Source organism: Sorangium sp. So ce296 (genome assembly GCF_051529605.1).
Classification (GTDB): Bacteria; Myxococcota_A; Polyangia; order Polyangiales; family Polyangiaceae; genus Sorangium; species Sorangium cellulosum_D.
The window spans coordinates 12,694,821-12,716,110 of record NZ_CP150325.1 but is presented as its reverse complement, the minus strand read 5'-3'; the positions used below and the strand labels follow the sequence as shown (position 1 = coordinate 12,716,110).

Below are 21,290 nucleotides of genomic sequence, written 5' to 3'. Positions count from 1 at the left end.
CGGGGGGCGGGGGCGGCTCAGGCCGCGAGGCTCGCGCCGGACAGCATCGCCTCGAGGCGGCTCTGGATCTTGTGCCGCTTCGAGTAGACCGTCTTCACGCTGATGCGCATCCGCTCCGCGATCTGCTCCGGGGGCAGGCCCTCGCCGAAGTAGAGCGCGACGAACTCGCGGTCCTTGTCGGAGAAATCGTGGAGCACCTGCCCCACGATCGCGGCGCGCTCGCGGCGCTCGGCGTGGTCCTGCGGGGAGGGGCGCTCGCAGGGGAGCTCGACGGCCGCGTCGTCGAGCGGGGCGCAGCGCGGCGCGCGGCGGGCGCCGCGCAGGTGGTCGTAGGCGCAGTGGACGGCCAGCGTGCCGATCCAGGAGCCGAGCCGCGTGCCGCGCTCGGCGTCGAAGCTCCTCAGCTTGCGCATGTCGTTCGAGATCAGCTGCATCAGCAGCGTCGCGTGGATGTCGCGGATGTCGTCCTGCGCCACCACGGCGGAGAAGCGGGCGATCACGCCGCTGATACAGCGGTGGACCAGCCGATCGTACCGGGCGTGGAAGGCGCGCCAGGCGCGCTCGTTCCCCGCGATCATCTCCTGCACCAGCACCCCTTCGGCGACGTCGCCGAGGTCTTCCGAGCATCCCTTACCGCAGAGAGGCAAGCCGTTGGACATGCCGGGGGCCAGTGCACCCGACATGCCAGCGTCTCCAGGGCCGGATCGACGGGCGGCGCGGCGGCGATGTGCCTCGGTGGGCCTGCGGCCGTACCTCGGGAGCTGTTAACGAGGGTTCACTGCGCGCGACCGCCATCGAGGTGGAAAGATCCATCCTCGCGCCCCGGCCCGGGCCGCGCCGGCGGCGCCGGGCGCATCGGGTCTGCGCGCGGCCCTGTTTCGGGTTATGGACCGAGGGTGCTTTCCGGCCGTGCTCTAGCCCTTGCGGTCCTCGCGTGGTCGCTCCTCAAGGTCGTGGTGCGCCGTCTGTTCGACGGGCCGAGCGGGCTTGCCCTCTTCCGCGAGAACTACGACGCCGACGGCCTGCCGCCGCTCTCGCCCGCCGAGCGCGCGGCGCTGCCCGGCTTCTCCCGCTGCATCGCGTGCGGGCGCTGCGATCTCGGCGAGGCCGAGCGCATCGCCGCCTCGAGGGGGGCTTACCCCGGGCTCATGACCGTGGTGCTCGCGTCTTCGCGGAGCATGCCGGACTTCGACGCCGCGGCGCTCGCGCTCTCGCACGTGCCCGAGGCGGTGCTCGCCGAGAAGGAGCAGACCTGCCCGACCGGCGTGCCGTTCCGCGAGCTGGCCAGGTTCGTGCGGTCCAAGGCCAGCGCCGCGCGCGCGCTGGCCCTGGACGGGGAGGGGAGCGCGCCCGCCGACCTGGCCCTCGCCGCCGCGGCGGCGTCGCCCGCGGCCGCCCTCGACCCCTCGTCGGCCGACCGCGCCGCGCCCGAGGCGACGTGATGACGCCGGCGGCGCGGCGCGGCGCGGCGCGGGCGCTCGCGTTCCTCTTCCTCCTCGGCACCCCGGCCTGCGCCGCGCACCAGCCGCCCCCAGCCCGGACGAGCGGCGCGCCGCCCCTGTCCGCCGAGGTCTCCCGCCCGCCGGGCCCCCGAGCGGCGGTCGCGCCGGGCCGGGCCGAGGACGACGACGCGGGCGAGGACGACGGCCGCATCTCCACGCCCGTCGCGCCCGCGAGCGCCCGGGGCGCGGCGAAGGGGGTCGCGATTCAGCGCGGGCGCGCCACCTACTACGCCGACAAGTTCAAGGGCCGCGCCACCGCGAGCGGCGAGCCCTACAACCCCCGCGCGCTCACGGCGGCGCACCGGACGCTCCCCTTCGGCGCGCTCGTCGACGTCGTCCGCCGGGACGGCCGCCGCGTGCGCGTGCGGATCAACGACCGCGGCCCGTTCAAGCGCGGCCGGATCATCGACCTGTCGCGCCGGGCCGCCGAGCGGATCGGGCTCATCCACGACGGCGTGACCGACGTGACGCTCGAGCTCATCTGGAAGCCGGCCCGGAAGAAGCCCGCCCGGCGGGGGCGCTGATCGCGCCGCGGCGCCGGGCGGCCGGGGGCCGCCGCTCTGCGGCTGCTGCTGGCCGCTCTGCGGCTGCTACTGCACGAGGCTGAGCCGCGGGGCCGCGGCGAAGGCGGCCAGGTGGCCGCTCTCCTCGGCGACGTAGACGTCGCACCGCTCGTCGACCCGGAGGAGATCCGGGATGAGGTCGGTCGGCACCTTGCCGAGCAGCGCGCCGTCGCGCGGCCGCACCACGTGCACCTCGCTCTGCGGCACGAACAGCGCCCCCGAGCGGAGCACCGGCTCGAGGCGCCGCGGCCGGTCCCCCTCGACGCCGCCCGCGAGCACGTGCCGGTACCGGACCGCGCCGTCGTGCGCGCCGACCCCGACGATCTCGCCCGCCTCGCTGTTCACCACGACCACGTCGTCGACCATGAGGCACGAGGCCGTCGCCGCGCACGCGGTGAGGTCGAAGCGCGTCGCCCCGGTGCGGCGATCGAGCCCGACGAGCCCGGTGCCGCGCCGCCCGTGGGTCACGACGCACACGGTCTCGGGCCCGAGCAGCGGCGCGCCCACCGGCGCCACGTGCTTCGGCAGGTCGACGGTCCACCGCGCCTCGCCCGACCACGGGTCGAGGTGGTGCAGCCGCGCCCCGCCGCGGCCGACGAACGCCCCGTCGCCGGCCAGGGCGAAGAGCGCGTCGTGGTCGACCGCCACCGGCGACGCGAACGGCAGCCGGTCGCAGAAGCGCCAGACGACCTCGCCGCTCAGCACGTCGAGCGCCGCGAGCGCCGGCTCGCCGCTGCCGACCACGACGAGCTTGCCCGCGCGGCGCAGCCTGAAGTTCTCGCCGCGCCGCGCGGCGTAGCGCCAGCGCACCTCGCCCGAGTAGAGGTCCACCGCCGCCAGGTGGCGCGTCCCCTCGCTCACGATGAGCATCCGGGGCAGCCCGGGGGCGCTCACCACCGCGCCCGAGGCGTTCGCGCCGACGCGCGGCGAGAGCCGCGTCGACCAGGCCACCTCGCCGGTCGACAGCTCGTGCAGCTGCAGCGTGCCGTCGGGCAGGAGCCGCCCGAGGCCGACCGGCGTCATCACCGAGACCGCGCGCGGCGCTTGCTTGCGCCACAGGCACTCGCCGGTGCGCCGATCGATGCAGGTGAGCTCGCGCGTCGAGCCCACGACGAGCACGTCGCCGCAGAGGAAGGTGGCGCGAAGGTCGACCGAGGGGATCGCCGCGACCCACCGGGCGGTGAAGCGCAGCCGCGTCCGCCCGAACGTGTCCTCGGCCGCGGCCTGCGGGCGCGCCGCCGCGGCGAAGGCGCGGTACGTCTCCGGGGCCACGTTGATCTTCGCGTCGTTGCGGGTGAGCTCGCGGAGCCGCTCGGCGAGCTCGCGCACGCGCGCCCGGAACTCGAACAGGCGCAGGTTCGAGGTCTGCGCGCGATCGCGGCGCACGAGGCTGCGCGCCAGCGCGCGCCCGAACGCGACGACGCCCTGGGCGAGCGCGGCCACGTCGACGGCAGGGAAGGTCCAGGTCTGCGCCCGCTCCTCGGCGGCCGCGAACGGCGAGCCGCGGCCCGGGCCGAGCGCGCGCGGATCGGCGGGCGGGACGCGGCCCACGCGGGGCACGCCGAGCGTGAGCGAGAGCGCCCCCTCGCTGTGCAGCCGCACGCCGAGGATCGCGCCGCCGACGGTCAGCCGCCGGTGGTAGGGCTGCCGCCGCGCCCACGCGTCGAGCGACTCGAGCGACAGCGACGCGAGCTGCTCCGCGAACGGGAAGATGAAGACGTCGGGCAGCTCCCGCGCCTCCTCGCCCACGAGCACGCGGATCTTGCCCCGGAAGAGGAGCGAGAAGAGGTCGGCCCGGAGCACGGCCGGCTGGGTGAGCGCGGCGCCCTGGGACGTGCGCAGGAGCGCCTCGGCCGCGATGGCGATCGGGATCTCGCCGGTCGGCTCGACGCCCACGATGGCGGGCTCGCCGCCCGGATCGTCGGGCGAGAACGGCAGGGCGGCGGCGAGGCACCGCCGCGCGGCCGGGAGCCGGTGCTCGCCGAGGCCGCCGCCCGTGTCGTTGTCGGAGAAGGCGGCGTCGCGGCGGGCGCTCGGGCTCCGGTGCGCGGCGAACCGGTCGATGGCCGCGAGCACGCGGGCGCAGAGCGCTTCGCCCTCGAAGCGCCGCTCGTGCAGGGCGACCTCGGGCACGTCGCCGCCGTGGAAGACGGTGACGAGCAGATCGCGGCCCACGCGCTCGAGGCCGAGCTCCCAGGGATCGGGCTCGAGGCACAGCCGCACGACGGCGCGCGCGCGGCGTCCGGAGGCGAGCTCCGCCGCGGCCTCGGCGAGATCGCAGAGCAGCGGCAGCGCCTCGGCCTCGGCGCGCAGCGGCAGCGCCGCCTCATCGAGCGGAGGAGGTGCGTTGCGCGCCCCCTCCAGGACGAAGTCGAGCACATCGCGCAGCGACGTGCGCTCGGGCTCCGGTGAGCATCGGGTGTTGTCGGCGACAAGAGACAGTCCGGGCATCCGCCGACGGATGCTAGGCAGCGTGGGGCCGGGTCCTAAGTTTTGTGCGCGGATAGCCGCGGAGTGGACAAGCCCGTGCCACCTGACTAGACAGCGCCGGGCGCCCGCCGCGGCAGCCCCCCGCGGGGCGTGCCCTCTGGCGCGAGGAAGGCGCGAGGTCAGCGGCGCGCGCGACGCGCGCGACGTGCGCAATGTAGACTGGTTGGCAATCCAACCGGACGTGCAACACTCCGCACCCCGAGCGCCATGCCTTCCGAAAGACCGCCCCACTTCTCGATGCTCCGGTCGTTCGCGCTGGCCGATTTCGTCACGCTGGCGAACGCGGCGAGCGGCACCCTGAGCATCTTGCTCTGCCTGAACTACGTGGCCGAGCGCGAGCGCGTCTACATCTGGGTGGTCTTCGGGCTCTTGCCGTTCGCGCTCGCGTGCGACGTCCTCGACGGCACGATCGCGCGGTGGCGTCGCCGGCACTCGCCGCTCGGGGCCGATCTCGATTCGCTGGCCGACGTGGTCTCGTTCGGCGTCGCGCCCGCGGTGCTCGGCTACGCGCTCGGCCTGCGCGGCCCGTGGGACGCCGCCGCGCTCGTCTACTTCGTCGCCTGCGGGATCAGCCGCCTCGCGCGGTACAACGTGACCGCGGCCGAGCTGTCGGACGAGCGCGGGAAGGTGCGGTATTACGAGGGCACGCCCATTCCCACGAGCCTGCTCATTGTGCTGCTCTTCGGGGTCCTCTTCGCGCAGGAGCGCGTGCACGAGCAGATCTGGCTCGGGTCGATCGCGCTCGGCCCCTGGGCGTTCCACCCGCTCAGCCTGGTCTACGTGGTGAGCGGCAGCGCGATGGTGAGCGGCACGCTGCGGATCCCGAAGCCGTAGAGGCGGGGGGCGGGGGTGCGAAGCGACGCTGTCCACCGGAGCTTCAAGCGACGCGGTCCACCGGAGCTTCAGAGGATTGCGGCCGGATAGGGCAAGCGGCCCGAGGACGGCATCCGTGACGGATGCGCCTTTGTTCCCGCCCTTGCCGGCGCCTGCCGCCGGCGCTTGCTCCGCGCCGCATTGCCGCCCCTCGGCGTACCGGGCAGGCTTCGTCCATGGGCCAGCCCGCCGAGAAGCCCCGCCGCGCGACGTACGCCGACCTCGAAGCCGTCCCGCCGAACAATGTGGCGGAGCTCGTCCGCGGTACCTTGCACGTGTTTCCTCGGCCGGCACCACGACATGCGCGGGCGTCGTCCAGGCTCGGGGGGAAGCTGTCCGGCCCCTTCGATCTGGGCGAGGGCGGACCCGGCGGCTGGCACATCCTGGACGAGCCCGAGCTCCACTTCTCCGATCCGAATGCGCCCGGCGAGATCGATGCGCTCGTGCCCGACCTCGCGGGCTGGCGCGTCGAGCGCATGCCCGAGCTGCCCCAAACGGCCTACTTCGAGCTCGCCCCGGACTGGATCTGCGAGGTCCTGAGGCCGTCGACCGAGGGGGTTGACCGCGACGAGAAGATGCCGATCTACGCGCGCGAGGGCGTCCGGCACGCGTGGCTGGTCGACCCGATCGCGCGCACGCTCGAGGTCTACGTGCTGGGCGAGGATCGTCGCTGGGGGCCTGCGATGGTCCACCGCGACGCCGCGCGGGTCCGCGTCGAGCCGTTCGACGCCAGCGAGCTCGACCTCTCGGTGCTCTGGGCGTAGCAGGCCGCCGCGCTGGCGTGCCTTGTCTCGCCGTACGCCTCGGGGCAGGCTCGGCACATGGGCGAGCCCGCCGAGAAGCCCCGCCGCGCCACGTACGCCGATCTCGAAGCCGTCCCGCCGAACAAGGTGGCGGAGCTCGTCCGCGGTACCTTGCACGTGTTTCCTCGGCCGGCGCCTCGGCACGCAAGCGCCAAGGGAGCGCTGTTAAGTGAGCTGTTCATCCCCTTCGACCGCGGTCGCGGCGGCCCAGGCGGGTGGCGGATGTTGCTCGAGCCCGAGCTTCATTCCCCAGATCCAGAGGCACCCGGCGAGGTGGAGGTACTCGTGCCCGACCTCGCCGGCTGGCGCCGCGAGCGCATGCCCGACCTGCCGGAGACGGCGTATTTCACCCTCGCCCCGGATTGGGTTTGCGAGGTGCTGAGCCTGTCGACCGCGGCCTTCGACCGCGACGAGAAGATGCCCGTCTACGCGCGCGAGGGCGTCCGGCACGCGTGGCTGGTCGACCCGATCGCGCGCACGCTGGAGGTCTTCTCGCTCGCGTCCGGGCGCGCGTGGACCCCCGTCGCGACCCACCGCGACGCCCCGCGGGTCCGCGTCGAGCCGTTCGCCGCCATCGAGCTCGATCTCTCCCTCCTGTGGGCAAAATAGGAGCATCGGGTCAGGGCCCCGGCCGAGGACGCTGCCCGGCCGCGCGCTCGCCGCCGCCCCGCGCGCCGTCGCTCTCGATCGCGGGCGCCCCGCGGCGATAGACTGGCGCGATGCGGCCCTGCAGGAGCTGTGGTGCCTCGCTGGAGGCAAGCCGTCATGGGATCACGTGTCCGCGCTGCGGCGCCGAGAACCCCGGCGCGGCGGGCGCGTCGGCCGCCCTGCCGGGCACCCCCGCGCCCGCGCCGGCCGCACTGCCGGGCACCCCCGCGCCCGCGCCGGCCGCCCTGCCGGGCACCCCCGCGCCCGCGCCCGCGCCGTCGCCGGGGCCGCCTCGGGCGGTGAAGGCGCTCCTCGCCGTGGCGATGGCGGCGGTGGGGGCCGGCTTCGCGGTGATGTTCTTCGCGCGCGTCGAGCCGCCGAAGGAGGCCGCCCCGCGCGCGCGCCAGCTCACGACGCAGCTCGACGCGCTCTGCTTCGTGGACGCGAACGGCGACGACGCGCCCGACCCGGTGCTGTGGCAGGACGGCAAGACGCGCGGGCGGGTGGTCGCCGTCGATGGACGCAGCGGGCAGGGGATCTGGTCGTCGTCCGACCTCGACCGGCCGGACGCGCTCGCCTGCGCCGACGGGAGCACGGTGCTCGCCGGCGGGGAGAGCGCCACGCTGCACGCGCTCGACGCCCGCACGGGCAAGCCGCGCTGGGCAGCGAGCCTGCCCGGGGCCCCCGACGAGGTCGCGGCCGGCGAGGGCTGCGCGACCGTCGTGATGAAGGACGGCACGTCGACCGGGATCAAGCTCGGCGGGGGCGAGGTGGCCGACTGCCCGACCGCGCCGCCGCCGTCGGCGATCACGGGGCAATTCTGGGAGCGCAAGAAGAACCCCCAGGTGGTCCACGTCGGCGACGTGGAGGTCGCGCTCACGGCGCCGACCGAGGGGCCGCCGCGGCTCTCGGCCGAGGGGCGGCGCGGCGGCGCGTCACTCTGGAAGAAAGAGCTCCCGGTGCGCGCGCCGCTCTCCGGCGGGCGGCCGGACCTCTTCCTCGTCGCGAGCGGCGGCGCCGCCATCGTCGTCGGCGTCGATGTCGTCGGGGGCACGGAGCTGCGGATCATCGCCCTCGATCCCGCGACCGGGGCCAGCCGGTACGAGCGCGCGGCGGGCTACCTCGGCGATCGGATCGTGGCGGTGAAGGCCGCGGGCCCCTACGTGTACGTCGTGAGCGGCGCCGCGGTGAGCGGCGCCGCGCTGCGCGCGATCGATCCGGCGACCGGCGGCACCGTGTGGCGCGCGACCGCCCCGCTGTCCCCGTGACCGGTCCGCGCGACCGCGCCGCCGTCCCCGCGACCGGGCCAGGCGGCCGCGCTCAGCAGAGGCAGCCGACGAAGGTGCCGGAGAACAGCGGCCGCTCCATGACCGCGGCGCCGCACGTCGGGCACGTGTCGCCGAGCTTGAGCTCGCGGGGCGGGGGCGCCGGCTTCGCCGGCTGCGCGCCCGCGGCGACGCCGGCCGCGGCGAGCGGCTGGAACTCCACGATCGACACGCGCGAGAACCCCTGCCTCGGCGTGGCGCTGCGCTGCGGGGAGGCCAGGAGATCCTGCTTGCTGCGGACCGGCAGGATGGGCCTCGACATGTTGATGTAGGCGAGCTCGGTCGTGTAGAGCGCCGGGTCGAGCATGCGCGGGTCCTCCGGCTGGACGATGCCGTGCTGGAACGCCTCGATCAGCATGTCGACGTCGGTCCGCGCGTTGCGGTTGCGCGCGGCGTCGACGAGGAAGAGCCCGTTGCCGTAGTAGGCGGCGTTGAGCCAGAAGCCGGTGCCCGCGGTGTGATAACCGCCGGTCGCCCACTTGTACCCGCGCAGGGAGCGGACGTGGGCCGTCAGCGCGTTCGCCAGCGCGTACGACGTCATGCCGAGCGGCAGGAGGCTCACGAGCGCCGCCGGGTGGAAGTTCAGGCAATCGCTGCAGCAGACAGGCACCGTCGGCACGAGCGCCTGCGCCGGATCGATGCAGACCTGGACTTCCGATTCGCTGCGATAGCAGCCGGTGAAACAGGAATGCCGCTCGACGGCGGCCAGGAGCGCGGCGGGAAGTGCCATGCGAGCAACTATACCGTCCACGAGGGCGCATGGCTGCCACGAGGCGCAGCGTCACCGCCGCTGTCCGCCGCGCGAGATGCGCGGCGCGCCCGGGCGTTCTCGACGTTCGCACGTGCACGCGCCCGTACGTCCGCGCTCTCGCGTGCCCGCTCGCCCGCGCGTTTGCGCGGCTGCGGACAGGCGAGCGCGATTGCGTCCTTCGTGCGCCTGTCCCAGGATCGCCGGCCGTGACGAAGGCCGCGCAACCCGAGCATCGGCGCCTCCGACGATGCGTCCTCGATGGAGCGCGCGCGGCAGAGCTCGAACGCCGGTCCAGGGCGGGCGTGCGGTCCTCCTGCCCGCTCCAGTGCGGCGCGGACGCACGGGCCGCGTGACCGGGCGGAGGCGCTCGCTGCTCGTCGCGCTCGCCGGCGCCCTCGCGGCGCTGCTCCCGGCGCTCGCGCTCTCGGGGTTCACGGTCGACGACGCGCTGATCACGGCGCGCTACGCGCACCACCTCGCGCGCGGGCTGGGCTACCGCTTCAACGCGGCCGGGCCGGTGACCGACGGCGTGACCCCGCTCGGGTGGGCGTTCGCGCTCGCGCCGTTCGCGGCCGGAGGCCCGCTCGCCGCGCTCGCGGCCGCGAAGGCGATCGGCGTCGCCGCGTGGACGCTCGCCGCCGGAGCGCTGGCGCTCGCGGTCGACCGGGCCTCCGGCAGACCGGCGCGCTTCGCGGCGCTCGCGCTCGTGCCGGCGTCGGCGCCGCTCGCGGCCTGGTCCGCGGCGGGCATGGAGACCGGCGTCGTCGCGGCGCTCGGCGCCCTCGCGGTCGCGCTGCCGGCGCTCGGCTGGGCGCTCGCCGGCGCGGCCTGCGCCGGGGCGGCGGCGGCGCTCCGGCCGGAGCTCCTGCCGTTCGCGCTCGTCGTCGCGCTCGCGGCCCTGGCGGCCCCGCGCGCCGGCGGCGCAGGCGCCGCGCCGCCTGTGCCCGCGGGGGCCCGCGCGCTCGCCGCGCTCGCCCTCGCGGGCCTGCCCTTCGTCGCGGTGGCCGCGGCGCGGCTCGCGATCTTCGGGCGCGCGGCGCCGCTCGCCGCGCTCGCCAAGGCGCCGGACGCGGCGCTCGGGGCCCGGTACGCGCTCGCGTGCTTCCTCCTGACCGGGCCGGTGGCGCTGATCGCGCCGGTCGCGTGGCGCGCGCTCCCGGCGTGGCCGCGCGGGCTGCTCGCGGCGGTCGCCGTGCACTTCCTCGCGGTCGCGGCGGCGGGCGGCGACTGGATGCCGCTGTCGCGGCTCGTCGTGCCGGCGCTGCCCGCGGTCGTGCTCGCGGCGGCCCACGTCGCCTCGGCCGCGGGCGCGCGCGCCACGGCGCTCCGGATCGCGCTCGCGCTCGCCGGGCAGCTCTTCGTGATGATCCGCGTCGGGCCGACCGCCGCGCGCGTCGGCGGCGACCGGCTGCGCGCGATCGAGGAGCTCCGCGGCGCGCTCGCCGGGGCCGAGGTCGTCGCGGCGCTCGACATCGGCTGGCTCGGCGCCGCGACGGGCGCGACGCTCGTGGATCTCGCGGGCGTCACGGATCCGGCGATCGCGGCGCTCCCCGGCGGGCACACCACGAAGCGGATCCCCGGCGCGCTGCTCGACGCGCGCCGGGTGGACGCGCTCGTGCTGCTGCTCGCCGAGGGGCAGGCGCTCGCCTCGCCGTGGACCGCCTCGCGCTTCGCGCGCGGGGTGGAGCAGCACCTCGCGCGCCTGCCCGGCGCCGGCGAAGAGTTCGCGCCCGCGGCGGTGAGCGGCGTGCCGCACCTCCGGTACGTGGTGCTGCGGCGCCGCGCCGGGGGCGAGGCCGCGGGCGTCGCGCCGCGCTGACCCGGTCGCCGCCGGCGCGCGTGCGGCGCTCTCGCGCTCGCGCCGCGGAGGTGCGCCAGCGTGCACGCGGCACCGACGCGGACGCCGCCCTTGCGCGACGACGTAGGCCGCGATGGTATGCCGGCACGCGCGCCGCGTCACGTCGCGCGGCGTCGCGGTAGGTGGCAGTGGACGCCGGACGCGCGCAGCTGGCACGCTGTGGAGAAGCGCGCCGTGCGCCCGAGAGGAGCGCGTCAGCTCGATGCGGTCAGGTGAGGTCGTCGACGACCGGTTCGAGGTCGAGGAGCACGCCGCCTCGGGCGCGACGGCGCGCGTGTACCGCGCGCGCGACCTCCGGTCCGGCGCGAAGGTCGCGCTCAAGCTCCTGCAGACGGCCGCGACCCCGGCGCTCGGCGCCCTCGCGCGCGAGGCGCTCGCCCTCGCGACGCTCCCGATCCCCGGCGTCGCCCGCTACGTCGCGCACGGCGCGACCGCGGGAGGCCGGCTCTACCTCGCCATGGAGTGGATCGAGGGCGAGACCCTCTCGGAGCGGCTCGATTGCGCGCCGCTCACGATCGCCGAGGGCCTGACGCTCGCCGCCCGCGTGGCCGAGACGCTCGCCGCCGTCCACCGCCTCGGCTTCGTGCACTGCGACGTGAAGCCGGGCAACCTCCTCCTCGAGGGCGGCGATCTCGAGCGCGCCCGGCTCATCGACTTCGGCGCCGCGCGCTTCTCCGGGGACGAGGAGGAGTTCCCGACGCTCGGCGAGATCCGCGGCACGCCGCAGTACATGGCCCCGGAGCAGGCCCGCGGCGAGCCCCAGATCGACGCGCGCGCCGACGTCTTCGCGCTCGGCAGCGTGCTCTTCGAGTGCCTGACCGGGCGCGCCGCCTTCGCCGGCGGCGACCCGCTCTCGGTGCTCATGAAGGTCCTCCTCGAGGAGCCGCCGCGGCTCAGGGAGCTCCGCGGCGACGTCCCGGCCGGCCTCGATCGGCTCGTCGCGCGGATGCTGTCGAAGGCCCGCGAGGCCCGCCCGCGCGACGGCGGCGCGGTCGCGGCGGCGCTCGCCTCGGAGGCGCTCGACAGGCGCCCGGGCGGCGACCTGCCGCCGTGGTCGCAGCCCTCGTCGTCCCACCCGCCGCCCCGCGCGCGCGAGATCACGGCCAGCGAGCGGCGGGTCATGTGCCTCATCCTCGCGCGTGAGGACGAGGACGAGGCCGACGCCGAGGCGACCCTCTCGGAGACCGCGGACGAGGGCCGATCGCGCGCCATCCGGGAGATCGTCGAGCGCCACCGCGGCCGGATCGAGCTCCTGGAGGCGCGGTGGCTGCTCGTCACGCTCTCGGGGCCCTCCGCGCCCGCCGATCTCGCGGCCCAGGCGGCGTGCTGCGCGCTCTCGCTCCGGGAGCTGCTCGGCGGCGCGCGGCTCTCGCTCGTCACCGGCCGGGCCGAGGTCGCGGCGCGGCTGCCGGTCGGCGCGGTGATCGACCGCCTTGTGCAGCTCGTCCAGGGCTCGCGCGAGCCGCACCGCCCGGCGGCCATCCGCATCGACGACATGACCGCGGGCCTGCTCGGCGCGCGGTTCGGCGCGACCCGGGACGCGTCGGGGTGCTGGCTGTACGGCGCCCGCGAGGAGGCGCTCGACGCGCCGCCCGCGCTCCTCGGGCGGCCGACGCCGTACGTCGGCCGCGAGCGCGAGCTCGGCCTGGTCGAGGCCGAGATCGACGCCTGCCTCCGCGGCAGGGCGCCGGGCGCGGTGCTCGTGACGGGCGCGGCCGGGGCGGGCAAGTCGCGGCTCGGCTACGAGCTCGTCCGCGCGCTCCGGGCGCGCGGCGAGCCCCTCGAGGTGTGGATCGGCCAGGCCGACCCGATGAGCGCGGGCTCCGCCTTCGGCCTGCTCCAGCGCGCGCTCCGCAGCGGGCTCGGCCTTCGCGACGGCGAGCCGATCGCCGCGCGGCGGCGCAAGCTCCGCGCGCGCGCCGCGCGTCGCGGCGGCGCCGCCGCGGGCGCGCGCATCTCGCCCTTGCTCGGCGAGCTCGCGGGCGCCCCGCCGCCGGACGGCGGCGACGCGCGGCTCGATGCGGCGCGGCGCCCGCCGATCTCGAGCGACGAGCTCTGCCTCGCCTGGGAGGCCTTCCTCGACGCCGAGTGCGCCGCGCGGCCGGTGCTCCTCGTGCTCGACGACCTGCACTGGGGCGATCCGCCGACCGTGGCGCTGGTCGACGCGGCGCTGCGCCGCTTGCGGGGCCGGCCGTTCGCTGTGCTCGCGCTGGCGCGGCCTGGCGTGCGCGAGATCTTCCCGGGGCTCTGGGGGCCGTACCTGCGCAGGGAGGTCTGCCTCCCGCCGCTCGCGCCGGCGGGCGGCGAGCGGCTCGTGCGGGAGGCGCTCGGCGCCCGGGCGAGCGCAGACCTCGTGCGGGCGATCGTCGAGCGCGCCGACGGCAACGCGTTTTGCCTGGAGGAGCAGATCCGCGCCGCTGCCCGCGGGAGGATCTCGGCGCCGCCGGAGACGGTGCTCGCGATGGTGCAGTCGGATCTCGACGCGCTCGATCCGGAGGCGCGCCGGGCGCTCCGTGCCGCGAGCGTCTTCGGCGAGGCGTTCTCCGAGGCGGGGGTCGCCGCGCTCGTGGGCGGCGCGGACGTCGCGCGCGCGCTCGACGAGCTCGCGCGGCGCGGGGCGGTCGTGCGGGGCGGCGCGGGCGGCGCGGGCGGCGCGGGCGGCGCGGGCGGCGCGGGCAGCGGCGCCGTGTACCGCTTCCGCCACGCGCTCCTCCGGGAGGCCGCCTATGCCATGCTGACCGAGGGCGACCGGCGGCTCGGCCACGCGCTCGCGGGCGGCTTCCTCGCGGAGCGCGGCGAGGCCGATCCCATGGCGCTGGCCGAGCACTTCGAGCGCGGCGGCGAGCCTGCGCGCGCGGCCGCGGCGTACCTCGAGGCGGCGCGGCAGGCGCTCTCGGTCGGCGACCCTGGCGCGGCGCTCGCGCGGGCGGCGCGCGGCATCGCCTGCGACCCGGCGCCGGCCCTCGCGGACGAGCTCCGCCGCGTCGAGGGCGAGGCGCGCTTCCGCGAGCGCGCGGCCGGCGCCCGCGCGGAGGACGACGCCTGCGCGCTCGATCTCGTGCCGGAGCGGCTGAGCGAGGCGGCCGAGTAGGAGAGCTCACGCGCCTCATCTCGGCGCAGCACCGCGCGCTGCTGACGAGGCGCGCCGCGCGCTTCGCGGAGCGCCGCTGTCGCGCCGAGCGGGGCCGCTCGACATCGGCTGTCGGGTGGCAAACGGGCTCCTGTCGATGCAATGCCCTCGGCCTTGCGCCGCTCGAGGTAGGCTCGGACGCCTGCGCGGAGCCCGATCTCGAGATGCGACAGCTCTCCCTCTTCGAAGGCCGCGCGCTTCCGGCGGAGCCTGGCCTGCTCGACGGCGCCGCCGGCCCGCCGCCTGGCGACGGCGCGCCCGCGGGGCAGCTCGACCTTTTCGCGCAGCGCACGCTGCGGCTCTCGCGCGCGGCCGGGGCGATCGCCGCGGGGGAGCTCGGCGAGGCGCGGCGGATGCTCGCGGAGCTCGCGGCGCTCCACCCGGCCGACGCCGACATCCGCCGCCAGTCCGAGCGGATCGCCGCGCTCGAGCGGAAGCTCGCGCGCGCCCTGGGCTCCGCCGCGCCGGCGGCCGGGCTGCTCGAGATCGCGCGCGGCCTCGAGCGCGAGAGCGGCGCCTTTGCGTCGCTGTGCCGCGTGCTCCTCGGCCGCGTGGCGGCGGCGCTCCGCGCGGCGGAGGGCGACGACGGCCGGCTCGAGGGGCAGCCTCCCGGGTACTACTGGCTCGCGGCGGGCGACGTGCCCGAGGCGCACGCGTCGCTGCTGCGCGCGGTGGAGGCGCGGCGGAGCGCGCGCGCGCTGTTCCTGCTCGGCGACGCCGCCACGTCGCTCGGCGAGCCCGCGGCGCGGCGGTACTACCTGGAGGCGCTCCTCGGCGATCCGTTCGATGCGGCGCTCGCGTCGGCGCGCGACGAGGTGGTGCGCGGCCTGCCCGACGTCGCGCGGTACGAGCTCGAGATCGAGGACGAGCCGGCGGCGTGGTCGGCGCCCGTCGGGATCGTGACCGGCGTCCTGCCGCCGCCCGTGGGGATCGCGATCGCGCTCGACGAGGCGGGCTCTGGCGGCGCCGCCGCATCCGGAGGAGCGCCGGATCGGCCGTGGTCGCCCGGGCAGGGCGAGGCGCTCTCGATGGCGCGGCGCTTCGTCGCGGCGCTCGCCGCGGCGTCGTCGCGGGAGGCGCGGCGGTCCGGCGAGGCGGTGATCGAGGCGCGGCGCGCGATGAAGCGGCTCGCGCCGGCGCTGTTCGCGGCGTACATGGCGCGGGGCGGGGGGGCGCTGCAGGGCGGGTAGGGCCCGCCGCGTCGCCGCCCGCCGGGCGGAGAGGGGCGCCCCGCCGGGTCGCGGTCGTTTACGCTCGAAGGCGGCCATGAGGAGTCGCCCTGGCATCACGCTCCGCGTGCCCAGGGTCGTGCACGCGGGCGACACGTTCGACGTCGGGATCTCGCTCGACTGCGCCGCGGAGACGCCGATCAACTTCGTGCGCGTGACGCTGGAGTACACGCTGGCCGTGCAGAGCAACACCGACGAGGACCGGAATTTCTCCGGGTCTCGCGATCTGCTCGTCCTCAGCGTGGATGTGGCCGGGAAGGGGCGGCTCGGCGCGGGGAATCATCGCTACCGGGTCTCGTTCACGCTGCCGGGCGACGTACCGCCGTCGCACGCCGGCGTCATCGCGTCCTTCTGCTGCAAGGTCGGCGCGCTCGTCTCCATCCCGTGGTGGATCGACGCCGCGGAGCGCAAGGAGATCCTCGTCCGGCCCTCCATCGCGGAGGCGCCGAGGGACGAGCCGTTGACCAGCGCGAGCGGGCCGGAGAGCGGCGCCTTCCTCGAGGTGTCGTTGCCGGGCCGGACGTTCGCCCCGGGTGAGATCCTGGCCGGGGCCGTCGTCTTCCGCGGTTACGCCGGGAGTCGTCCGATCGCGCTCGACGTCGCGCTGGTCAGCGTCGAGCGCCATCGGACGAGGGACCGGTCGAACGAGCGCCGCCGGCTCTCGTTCTTTCAGGAGCTCACGAAGATCGCCGAGGGGCAGGAGGTGCCCTTCCACATCGCGCTGCCGCGCGATCTCGCGCCGTCTTTCAGCTTCGGCGAGGTCTCCCTGGAGTACGTGCTGGAGATGGCGTTCAAGCACATGGAGGGCCGGCTGCTGCACCGCGTGCCGGTGATCGTCGACATGTTCGAGCCGCGCCCCGGGATCGAGGCGAAGCGGCCGCGCATCGGCGCGGATCGCTGGCGCGCGCTCTGGTCGCGGGCGGGGCAGCGGATCGAGCTGTCGCTCGCGGAGCGGGAGCTGGCGCTCCGCGGGGTGCGCGCGGGGTATGCGGTGGCGGTGGTCCCGGCCGAGAGGGAGTCGTGGGGCGGCCTGGCCGCGATGGTGCGGTTCGCGGAGCCCTGGGGGCTGCATCTCGACGTGCGGCCGCGTGCCCTGCTGGAGCTCGGCGGGGTGGCGACCGGGGACAGCGGCTTCGATCGGCGTTTCCGGGTGCGGGGGCGGGAGGAGGCGCAGGTGCTGGCGGCGCTCAGGCCCGCGCTGCGTCGCGCGCTGAGCGCGTTCGGCCGGGCCGAGGTCGACGACGCTGAGGCGTGGGTGTGGAGCGCCGCCGCGGCGCTGGACGAGCCGGAGCTCGCGGCGTTCCTGGCGCCGGTCGACGCGCTCGCGCGGGCGCTCGCGGAGGCCGGCGCGGCGCTTCCGCCGCCGGCGGCGATGGCCGCATGGCTGCCGGCGTGGCGCCGCTTCGCGGAGGAGAGCGACGGGGCGCTCCGGGTCGGGTCGATGCGGCTTTCGGGGACGTTCGAGGGGGCGGCGTTCGAGGTGGAGACGCTGTTCAAGGGGGCTGCGCCGACGGGGACGCGGCTCGCGCTGCGGCTGGATCCGCCGATCGCGGGCGCGGTCAGGCCCAGGAGGGCGGCGGAGCAGCGGATCGCGGGGGCGATCCTGGAGCAGGCGGCGCGCCTCGGGGGCGTCGCGGGCGCGGAGGAGGGGGTCGCGGTGGCGCCTGGGGAGATCGCCGTGGCGATGGCGGGGCCGCTCGCGGATCCGGCGGCGGCGCGGGAGGTGCTGCGGCCGATGCTGGCACTGGCGCGCGAGATGCGGGGGGAGCGGCGGGGAGGGCCGTACCGGTGAGGGGCGGGGGGGCTGAGCCTGCTGCCTCTCCGGCAGCGCCACGCGCTAGAAATTTCGCCAACTCTGATGGGTCCGGAGGAGCACCCTGGATGAACACGGTTCGCAAGCTGTGCGAGAGCGACGAGCAGGGCACGGTGCACGTCGAGCTTCCGATCGGCGCCCCCCATCGCCGGGTCGAGATCGTGCTCGTCTGGCAGGAGATCGACGAAGCCCGAACCCCGCCGGAGGCGCTGGACAAGAAGCGGGCCGAGATCGAGGCGCTGGCCGGCGCTCTGTCGGATGATCCGATGGCGCGTCCCGCGCAACCGCTCTCGAGACCCGGCTGCCCATCGAATGAAGTACCTCCTCGATAGCAGCACATGCATTCGATTCCTCAACCAGCTCGTCCTCAAGACCGAAGGGACGCTCGTGGCGATTGCGCTCGATGCCGAGGTCGAGCAGGTCTGCCGGCATAGCGCCAGGCAAGCTGGTCGGCGGGGCAGGCAGGCATATCGCCATATAGCTACCCGGCGCGCCCTCGGAGCGCCTCGATGGCGCGCCGGATGCCGAGGGCCACGTCGGTCCACGCCTCGTCGCGGTCCTGCCAGAGGGTGACCGGCCTTCCGTCCTTCGGGAGCGCCTGGAGCCTGGCAAACGGCGCGCTGTGCCAGTCGGCCTTCCGGAGGATGACCGGGATGACGCGGGCCTGGCCGGCGTCGTGGCGCTCGAGGGCGCGCTGCATCTCCTTGTCGAAGCAGTAGTCGGAGGCGAGGAAGTCGGCGCTGACGAGGAGGAGGATGACCTCGGCCTCGTCGAAGTTCCTGTCGATCTGGCCAGCCCAGTCGTCGCCGGCGCCGATGCGTCGGTCGTGCCAGCTCTGGAGGAGACCCTCGCGTTTGAGGAGGGCGAGATGGGTCTCCAGCTCGTCGCGAAGGGCCTCGTCCCTGTGGGAGTAGCTGAAGAAGAGACGGACGGGCGTCTTCGCAGGAAGGCCCTTCTCTTGAGGTCCCGAGGCCGTGAGATGGAGATGCCAGAGGTTGCCGTTGGCGTCGCCTGCGCATAGAAGCTGTTGCGATACAGCCACGCTCAAGAACGGTCCGACTCCGCGCACGGTACCGACGCATTCCCCTGTCGAAGTATCCCAGAGCTTGAGCGTCCTATCGTTGGAGGCGGAGACGATGCGCTGGCCATCGGGGCTGAGCGCGCAGGCATTGACCTCACGGGAGTGGCCTTCGAGGGTGGAGAGGAGCTCGCCGGTGGCGAGGTCCCAGACCTTGAGCGTCGTGTCGTCGGAGGCGGAGACGATGCGCTGGCCATCGGGGCTGAGCGCGCAGGCCCTGACCCAATCGGAGTGGCCTTGGAGGGTGGAGAGGAGCTTGCCGGTGGCGAGGTCCCAGACCTTGAGCGTCGTGTCGCCGGAGGCGGAGACGATGCGCTGGCCATCGGGACTGAGCGCGCAGGCCCTGACCCAAGCGGAGTGGCCTTGGAGGGTGGAGAGGAGCTTGCCGGTGGCGAGGTCCCAGACCTTGAGCGTCGTGTCGCCGGAGGCGGAGACGATGCGCTGGCCATCGGGGCTGAGCGCGCAGGCATTGACCCAATCGGAGTGGCCTTCGAGTGTGGAGAGGAGCCTGCCGGTGGCGAGGTCCCAGACCTTGAGCGTTGTGTCGTAGGAGGCGGATACGATGCGCTGACCATCGGGGCTGAGCGCGCAGGCCTTGACCCCGCCGAAGTGGCCGTCGATGGTGGAGAGGAGCTTGCCGGTGGCGCGGTCCCAGACCTTGAGCGTCGTGTCGTCGGAGGCGGAGACGACGCGCTGGCCATCGGGGCTGAGCGCGCAGGCATTGACCTCACGGGAGTGGCCGTCGATGGTGGAGAGGAACTTGCCGGTGGCGAGGTCCCAGACCTTGAGCGTCCTATCGCCGGAGGCGGAGACGATGCGTTGACCATCGGGGCTGAAAGCGCAGGCATTGACCCAACGGGAGTGGCCGTCGATGGTGGAGAGGAGCTTGCCGGTGGCGAGGTCCCAGACCTTGAGCGTCGTGTCGTCGGAGGCGGAGACGATGCGCTGGCCATCGGGGCTGAGTGCGCAGGCCTTCATCCCTTCCGAGTGGTCTTTGAGCGTGTGGAGGAGCCTGCCGGTGGCGAGGTCCCAGACCTTGAGCGTCGTGTCGCCGGAGGCGGAGATGATGCGCTGGCCATCGGGGCTGAGCGCGCAGGCCTTGACCCCTTCGGAGTGGCCTTTGAGCGTGTGGAGGAGCCTGCCGGTGGCGAGGTCCCAGACCTTGAGCGTCGTGTCGTTGGATGCGGAGACGATGCGCTGGCCGTCGGGGCTGAGCGCGCAGGCCTTGACCCCGCCGGAGTGGCCTTCGAGCGTGTAGAGGAGCTTGCCGGTGGCGAGGTCCCAGACCTTGAGCGTCGCGTCGTCGGAGGCGGAGACGATGCGCTGGCCATCGGGGCTGAGCGCGCAGGCCCTGACCCAATCGGAGTGACCTTGGAGGGTGGAGAGGAGCCTGCCGGTGGCGAGGTCCCAGATCTTGAGCGTCCTATCGCTGGAGGCGGAGACGATACGCTGGCCATCGGGGCTGAGCGCGCAGGCATTGACCCAACTGGAGTGGCCTTGGAGGGTGGAGAGGAGCTTGCCGGTCTCGAGATCCCAGACCTTGAGCGTCGTATCGTCGGATCCGGAGACGATGTGCTGACCATCGGGGCTGATCGCGCAAGCATTGACCCGACCGGAGTGGCCGTACAGCGTGCGCTCCTCTCCGGTCCACATCCGTACCGGATGTCGCAATCGTGTCATCGGCAGGCCGCGCGAGAACCGCAGCGTCCGCGCGATCCGCTCCGCCTCCCATCCGGCCGAGCGCAGCCGGTTGTAGATCAGCTCCGGCAGCGCCTCCGGCTGCTCGCGGAGCCAGTGCGACTCGGCCCGCACCGCGCGGTGCAGCAGGTCGACCTCGCTGTCCCCGGGCTCTTTCGCGCCGAGCCTCAGCGCATCCTCGAGCGCAGCCGGCCCATCGTCGCCGCAGAGCGCCTCCAGCAGCCCGAGATCCCGGCAGAGCCCCCGCGCCTTCTCCCGCTCGCTCGCCGCGAGCGCATGCGCGATCGCGTGGCGTGCAGCATAGCGCCGCCGGAATTCGCTCTCTCCCTCTGCCACCGGCCACCGCGCTGTCGTCTCCAGCAGCCGCCGGTGCAGCTCGGCCATGCGCTTCGGGCCGAGCTTCTCCGCGAGGAACGCGCGAAATGCCTCGTGGTACGGCCGGTAGGCCCGCGCGGCGCGCCACGACGCCGGCTCCTCCAGGAGCAGCGCCCGCGCGGCGCGGAGGAAGTCCTCCCCGGCCTCCACGTCGTTCCAGCCCCACGCCGCCTCGATCTCCTCGAGCGGCAGCGCCTCCCGCGCTGCACAGATCAGCCCGAGCCCGTTGGCGACGAGCCCGAACTGCTCGCGCGGCAGGCTACGAAGCTGCTGCCAGATCTGCTCCAGGAACCCGCTCAGCCCGCGGGGTAGGCGCTCCACGCGCCGCTGCTCGACCGGCTGCTCCTCGAGCCATTCCCTGAGCTTCACCGCATAGAGCAGGTTCCCCTCCGCCCGCGCGACCGCCTCCTCGACGAGCCTCGGGTCGAGCCGCGGCGTGAACCGCGGCGCCTGATCGCGAAAGAACGCGCGGCAGGCCCGCTCGTTTGAGCTCGCCCACGCGGGCGCGTCGAGGTCGATGTGCCGCACGTTCCCGCGGCTCTCCAGCCACGCGAGGTGCGGGTACTGCGGGCGCGAGGCGCAGAGCGCGTGCACACCCGACGGCAACGCGTACGGCAGGAAGCCAGGCAGCGGGTTCTGGTCGGCGCCGTCGCTCCGCGCCTCGTCGAGGCCGTCCACGACGAGCACCAGGCGCTCTCCGCGCGGAATGAGCTCGTGCTTCGACACCCTGGCGAGCAGCTCGATCAGCCGGCTCTCCGGCCTCGCCGCGGGGTCCTTCTGCGCCGGATAGAGCGCCTCGATCTGCGCCGACAGGGAGCGCGCGACCGCCTCGGGGCGATCCCAGTCCATGACGTCGCGCCGGAGGAAGTGGTACGGCGCCCGGCGGCCGCGTTGCTCTTCGGCATCGAGCCATCGCGAGAGGATCGCGCTCTTGCCCATACCGGGCCCGCCCGTGACGAGCACCCAGCGGCCCGACGCCCCCGCGCCGTCGAGGTGGCGATCGATGGCCGCGAGCACGTCCTCTCGACCGAAGAAGTGCTCGTGGCGGCTGCGCTCGATGCCGAAGTCGATGAGGTCTGCCGGCACGACGCCAGTGTAACAGACGACCTTCTCGGGCCGCCGCATGGCCTGCTGAAGACTGGGTGGGGCGCAGC

At 75.1% G+C, this 21,290-nt stretch carries 15 protein-coding genes; 11 read left to right on the top strand and 4 right to left on the bottom strand.

Annotation, left to right across the window (positions count from 1 at the left end):
- Positions 1-17: 17 nt before the first annotated feature.
- Positions 18-683, bottom strand: a complete 666-nt coding sequence (locus tag WME98_RS46815; RefSeq protein WP_437338959.1) for an RNA polymerase sigma factor — start codon at positions 681-683, stop codon at positions 18-20.
- 213 nt (positions 684-896) lie between these two features.
- Between WME98_RS46815 and WME98_RS46810 the strand changes: the two genes are divergently transcribed.
- Complete coding sequence (locus tag WME98_RS46810) at positions 897-1,442, top strand: hypothetical protein (RefSeq protein WP_437948089.1); 546 nt, start codon at positions 897-899, stop codon at positions 1,440-1,442.
- A complete protein-coding gene (locus WME98_RS46805; RefSeq protein WP_437948088.1) occupies positions 1,442-2,026 on the top strand; it encodes a septal ring lytic transglycosylase RlpA family protein in 585 nt (194 codons plus the stop codon). The genes WME98_RS46810 and WME98_RS46805 overlap by 1 nt, the downstream gene beginning before the upstream one ends.
- 66 nt (positions 2,027-2,092) lie before the next feature.
- Here the strand turns inward: WME98_RS46805 and WME98_RS46800 are convergent, their stop codons facing one another.
- Positions 2,093-4,516: a PQQ-binding-like beta-propeller repeat protein gene (locus WME98_RS46800; RefSeq protein ID WP_437948087.1), complete on the bottom strand. Its 2,424-nt coding sequence runs from the start codon at positions 4,514-4,516 to the stop codon at positions 2,093-2,095.
- A 246-nt stretch (positions 4,517-4,762) separates the two neighbouring features.
- On the opposite strand from WME98_RS46800, the gene WME98_RS46795 reads away from it, so the two are divergent.
- The 4 genes from WME98_RS46795 to WME98_RS46780 all read left to right on the top strand — a co-directional run bounded on the left by WME98_RS46795 (position 4,763) and on the right by WME98_RS46780 (position 8,147).
- Positions 4,763-5,389, top strand: a complete 627-nt coding sequence (locus WME98_RS46795; RefSeq protein WP_129576052.1) for a CDP-alcohol phosphatidyltransferase family protein — start codon at positions 4,763-4,765, stop codon at positions 5,387-5,389.
- A gap of 215 nt (positions 5,390-5,604) precedes the next feature.
- Entirely contained in the window at positions 5,605-6,192 is a 588-nt protein-coding gene (locus WME98_RS46790; protein ID WP_437948086.1) for a Uma2 family endonuclease, read from the top strand.
- 57 nt (positions 6,193-6,249) lie between these two features.
- Positions 6,250-6,840, top strand: coding sequence for a Uma2 family endonuclease (locus tag WME98_RS46785; protein ID WP_437948085.1), 591 nt, complete (start codon positions 6,250-6,252; stop codon positions 6,838-6,840).
- A gap of 110 nt (positions 6,841-6,950) precedes the next feature.
- Positions 6,951-8,147, top strand: coding sequence for an outer membrane protein assembly factor BamB family protein (locus WME98_RS46780; protein WP_437948084.1), 1,197 nt, complete (start codon positions 6,951-6,953; stop codon positions 8,145-8,147).
- A gap of 52 nt (positions 8,148-8,199) precedes the next feature.
- On the opposite strand, the gene WME98_RS46775 is transcribed toward WME98_RS46780, so the two are convergent.
- On the bottom strand, positions 8,200-8,934 hold the full coding sequence (locus WME98_RS46775) for a hypothetical protein (protein WP_061621259.1): 735 nt from the start codon (positions 8,932-8,934) through the stop codon (positions 8,200-8,202).
- A 370-nt stretch (positions 8,935-9,304) separates the two neighbouring features.
- Between WME98_RS46775 and WME98_RS46770 the strand changes: the two genes are divergently transcribed.
- The 5 genes from WME98_RS46770 to WME98_RS46750 all read left to right on the top strand — a co-directional run bounded on the left by WME98_RS46770 (position 9,305) and on the right by WME98_RS46750 (position 17,317).
- Positions 9,305-10,774: a hypothetical protein gene (locus tag WME98_RS46770; RefSeq protein ID WP_437948083.1), complete on the top strand. Its 1,470-nt coding sequence runs from the start codon at positions 9,305-9,307 to the stop codon at positions 10,772-10,774.
- A gap of 241 nt (positions 10,775-11,015) precedes the next feature.
- On the top strand, positions 11,016-13,904 hold the full coding sequence (locus tag WME98_RS46765) for a serine/threonine-protein kinase (protein ID WP_437948082.1): 2,889 nt from the start codon (positions 11,016-11,018) through the stop codon (positions 13,902-13,904).
- A 203-nt stretch (positions 13,905-14,107) separates the two neighbouring features.
- Positions 14,108-15,133, top strand: coding sequence for a hypothetical protein (locus WME98_RS46760; protein WP_437948081.1), 1,026 nt, complete (start codon positions 14,108-14,110; stop codon positions 15,131-15,133).
- 76 nt (positions 15,134-15,209) lie between these two features.
- Positions 15,210-16,964: a hypothetical protein gene (locus WME98_RS46755; protein WP_437948080.1), complete on the top strand. Its 1,755-nt coding sequence runs from the start codon at positions 15,210-15,212 to the stop codon at positions 16,962-16,964.
- An 89-nt stretch (positions 16,965-17,053) separates the two neighbouring features.
- Positions 17,054-17,317 (top strand): hypothetical protein, encoded by a 264-nt coding sequence (locus WME98_RS46750; protein WP_437948079.1) that lies wholly within the window; start codon positions 17,054-17,056, stop codon positions 17,315-17,317.
- A gap of 149 nt (positions 17,318-17,466) precedes the next feature.
- On the opposite strand, the gene WME98_RS46745 is transcribed toward WME98_RS46750, so the two are convergent.
- Entirely contained in the window at positions 17,467-21,261 is a 3,795-nt protein-coding gene (locus WME98_RS46745) for an outer membrane protein assembly factor BamB family protein (protein ID WP_437948078.1), read from the bottom strand.
- Between the last annotated feature and the right edge of the window lie 29 nt (positions 21,262-21,290).

What these genes read in the sequence shown, in the direction of transcription:
- WME98_RS46805 (WP_437948088.1), top strand. Translation starts at nt 1,442, where the DNA reads ATGACGCCGGCGGCGCGGCGCGGCGCGGCGCGGGCGCTCGCGTTCCTC.
- WME98_RS46785 (WP_437948085.1), top strand. Translation starts at nt 6,250, where the DNA reads ATGGGCGAGCCCGCCGAGAAGCCCCGCCGCGCCACGTACGCCGATCTC.
- WME98_RS46765 (WP_437948082.1), top strand. Translation starts at nt 11,016, where the DNA reads ATGCGGTCAGGTGAGGTCGTCGACGACCGGTTCGAGGTCGAGGAGCAC.
- WME98_RS46745 (WP_437948078.1), bottom strand. Translation starts at nt 21,261, where the DNA reads ATGCGGCGGCCCGAGAAGGTCGTCTGTTACACTGGCGTCGTGCCGGCA.
- WME98_RS46750 (WP_437948079.1), top strand. Translation starts at nt 17,054, where the DNA reads ATGAACACGGTTCGCAAGCTGTGCGAGAGCGACGAGCAGGGCACGGTG.
- WME98_RS46790 (WP_437948086.1), top strand. Translation starts at nt 5,605, where the DNA reads ATGGGCCAGCCCGCCGAGAAGCCCCGCCGCGCGACGTACGCCGACCTC.
- WME98_RS46775 (WP_061621259.1), bottom strand. Translation starts at nt 8,934, where the DNA reads ATGGCACTTCCCGCCGCGCTCCTGGCCGCCGTCGAGCGGCATTCCTGT.
- WME98_RS46780 (WP_437948084.1), top strand. Translation starts at nt 6,951, where the DNA reads ATGCGGCCCTGCAGGAGCTGTGGTGCCTCGCTGGAGGCAAGCCGTCAT.
- WME98_RS46800 (WP_437948087.1), bottom strand. Translation starts at nt 4,516, where the DNA reads ATGCCCGGACTGTCTCTTGTCGCCGACAACACCCGATGCTCACCGGAG.
- WME98_RS46755 (WP_437948080.1), top strand. Translation starts at nt 15,210, where the DNA reads ATGAGGAGTCGCCCTGGCATCACGCTCCGCGTGCCCAGGGTCGTGCAC.
- WME98_RS46815 (WP_437338959.1), bottom strand. Translation starts at nt 683, where the DNA reads ATGTCGGGTGCACTGGCCCCCGGCATGTCCAACGGCTTGCCTCTCTGC.
- WME98_RS46760 (WP_437948081.1), top strand. Translation starts at nt 14,108, where the DNA reads ATGCGACAGCTCTCCCTCTTCGAAGGCCGCGCGCTTCCGGCGGAGCCT.
- WME98_RS46795 (WP_129576052.1), top strand. Translation starts at nt 4,763, where the DNA reads ATGCCTTCCGAAAGACCGCCCCACTTCTCGATGCTCCGGTCGTTCGCG.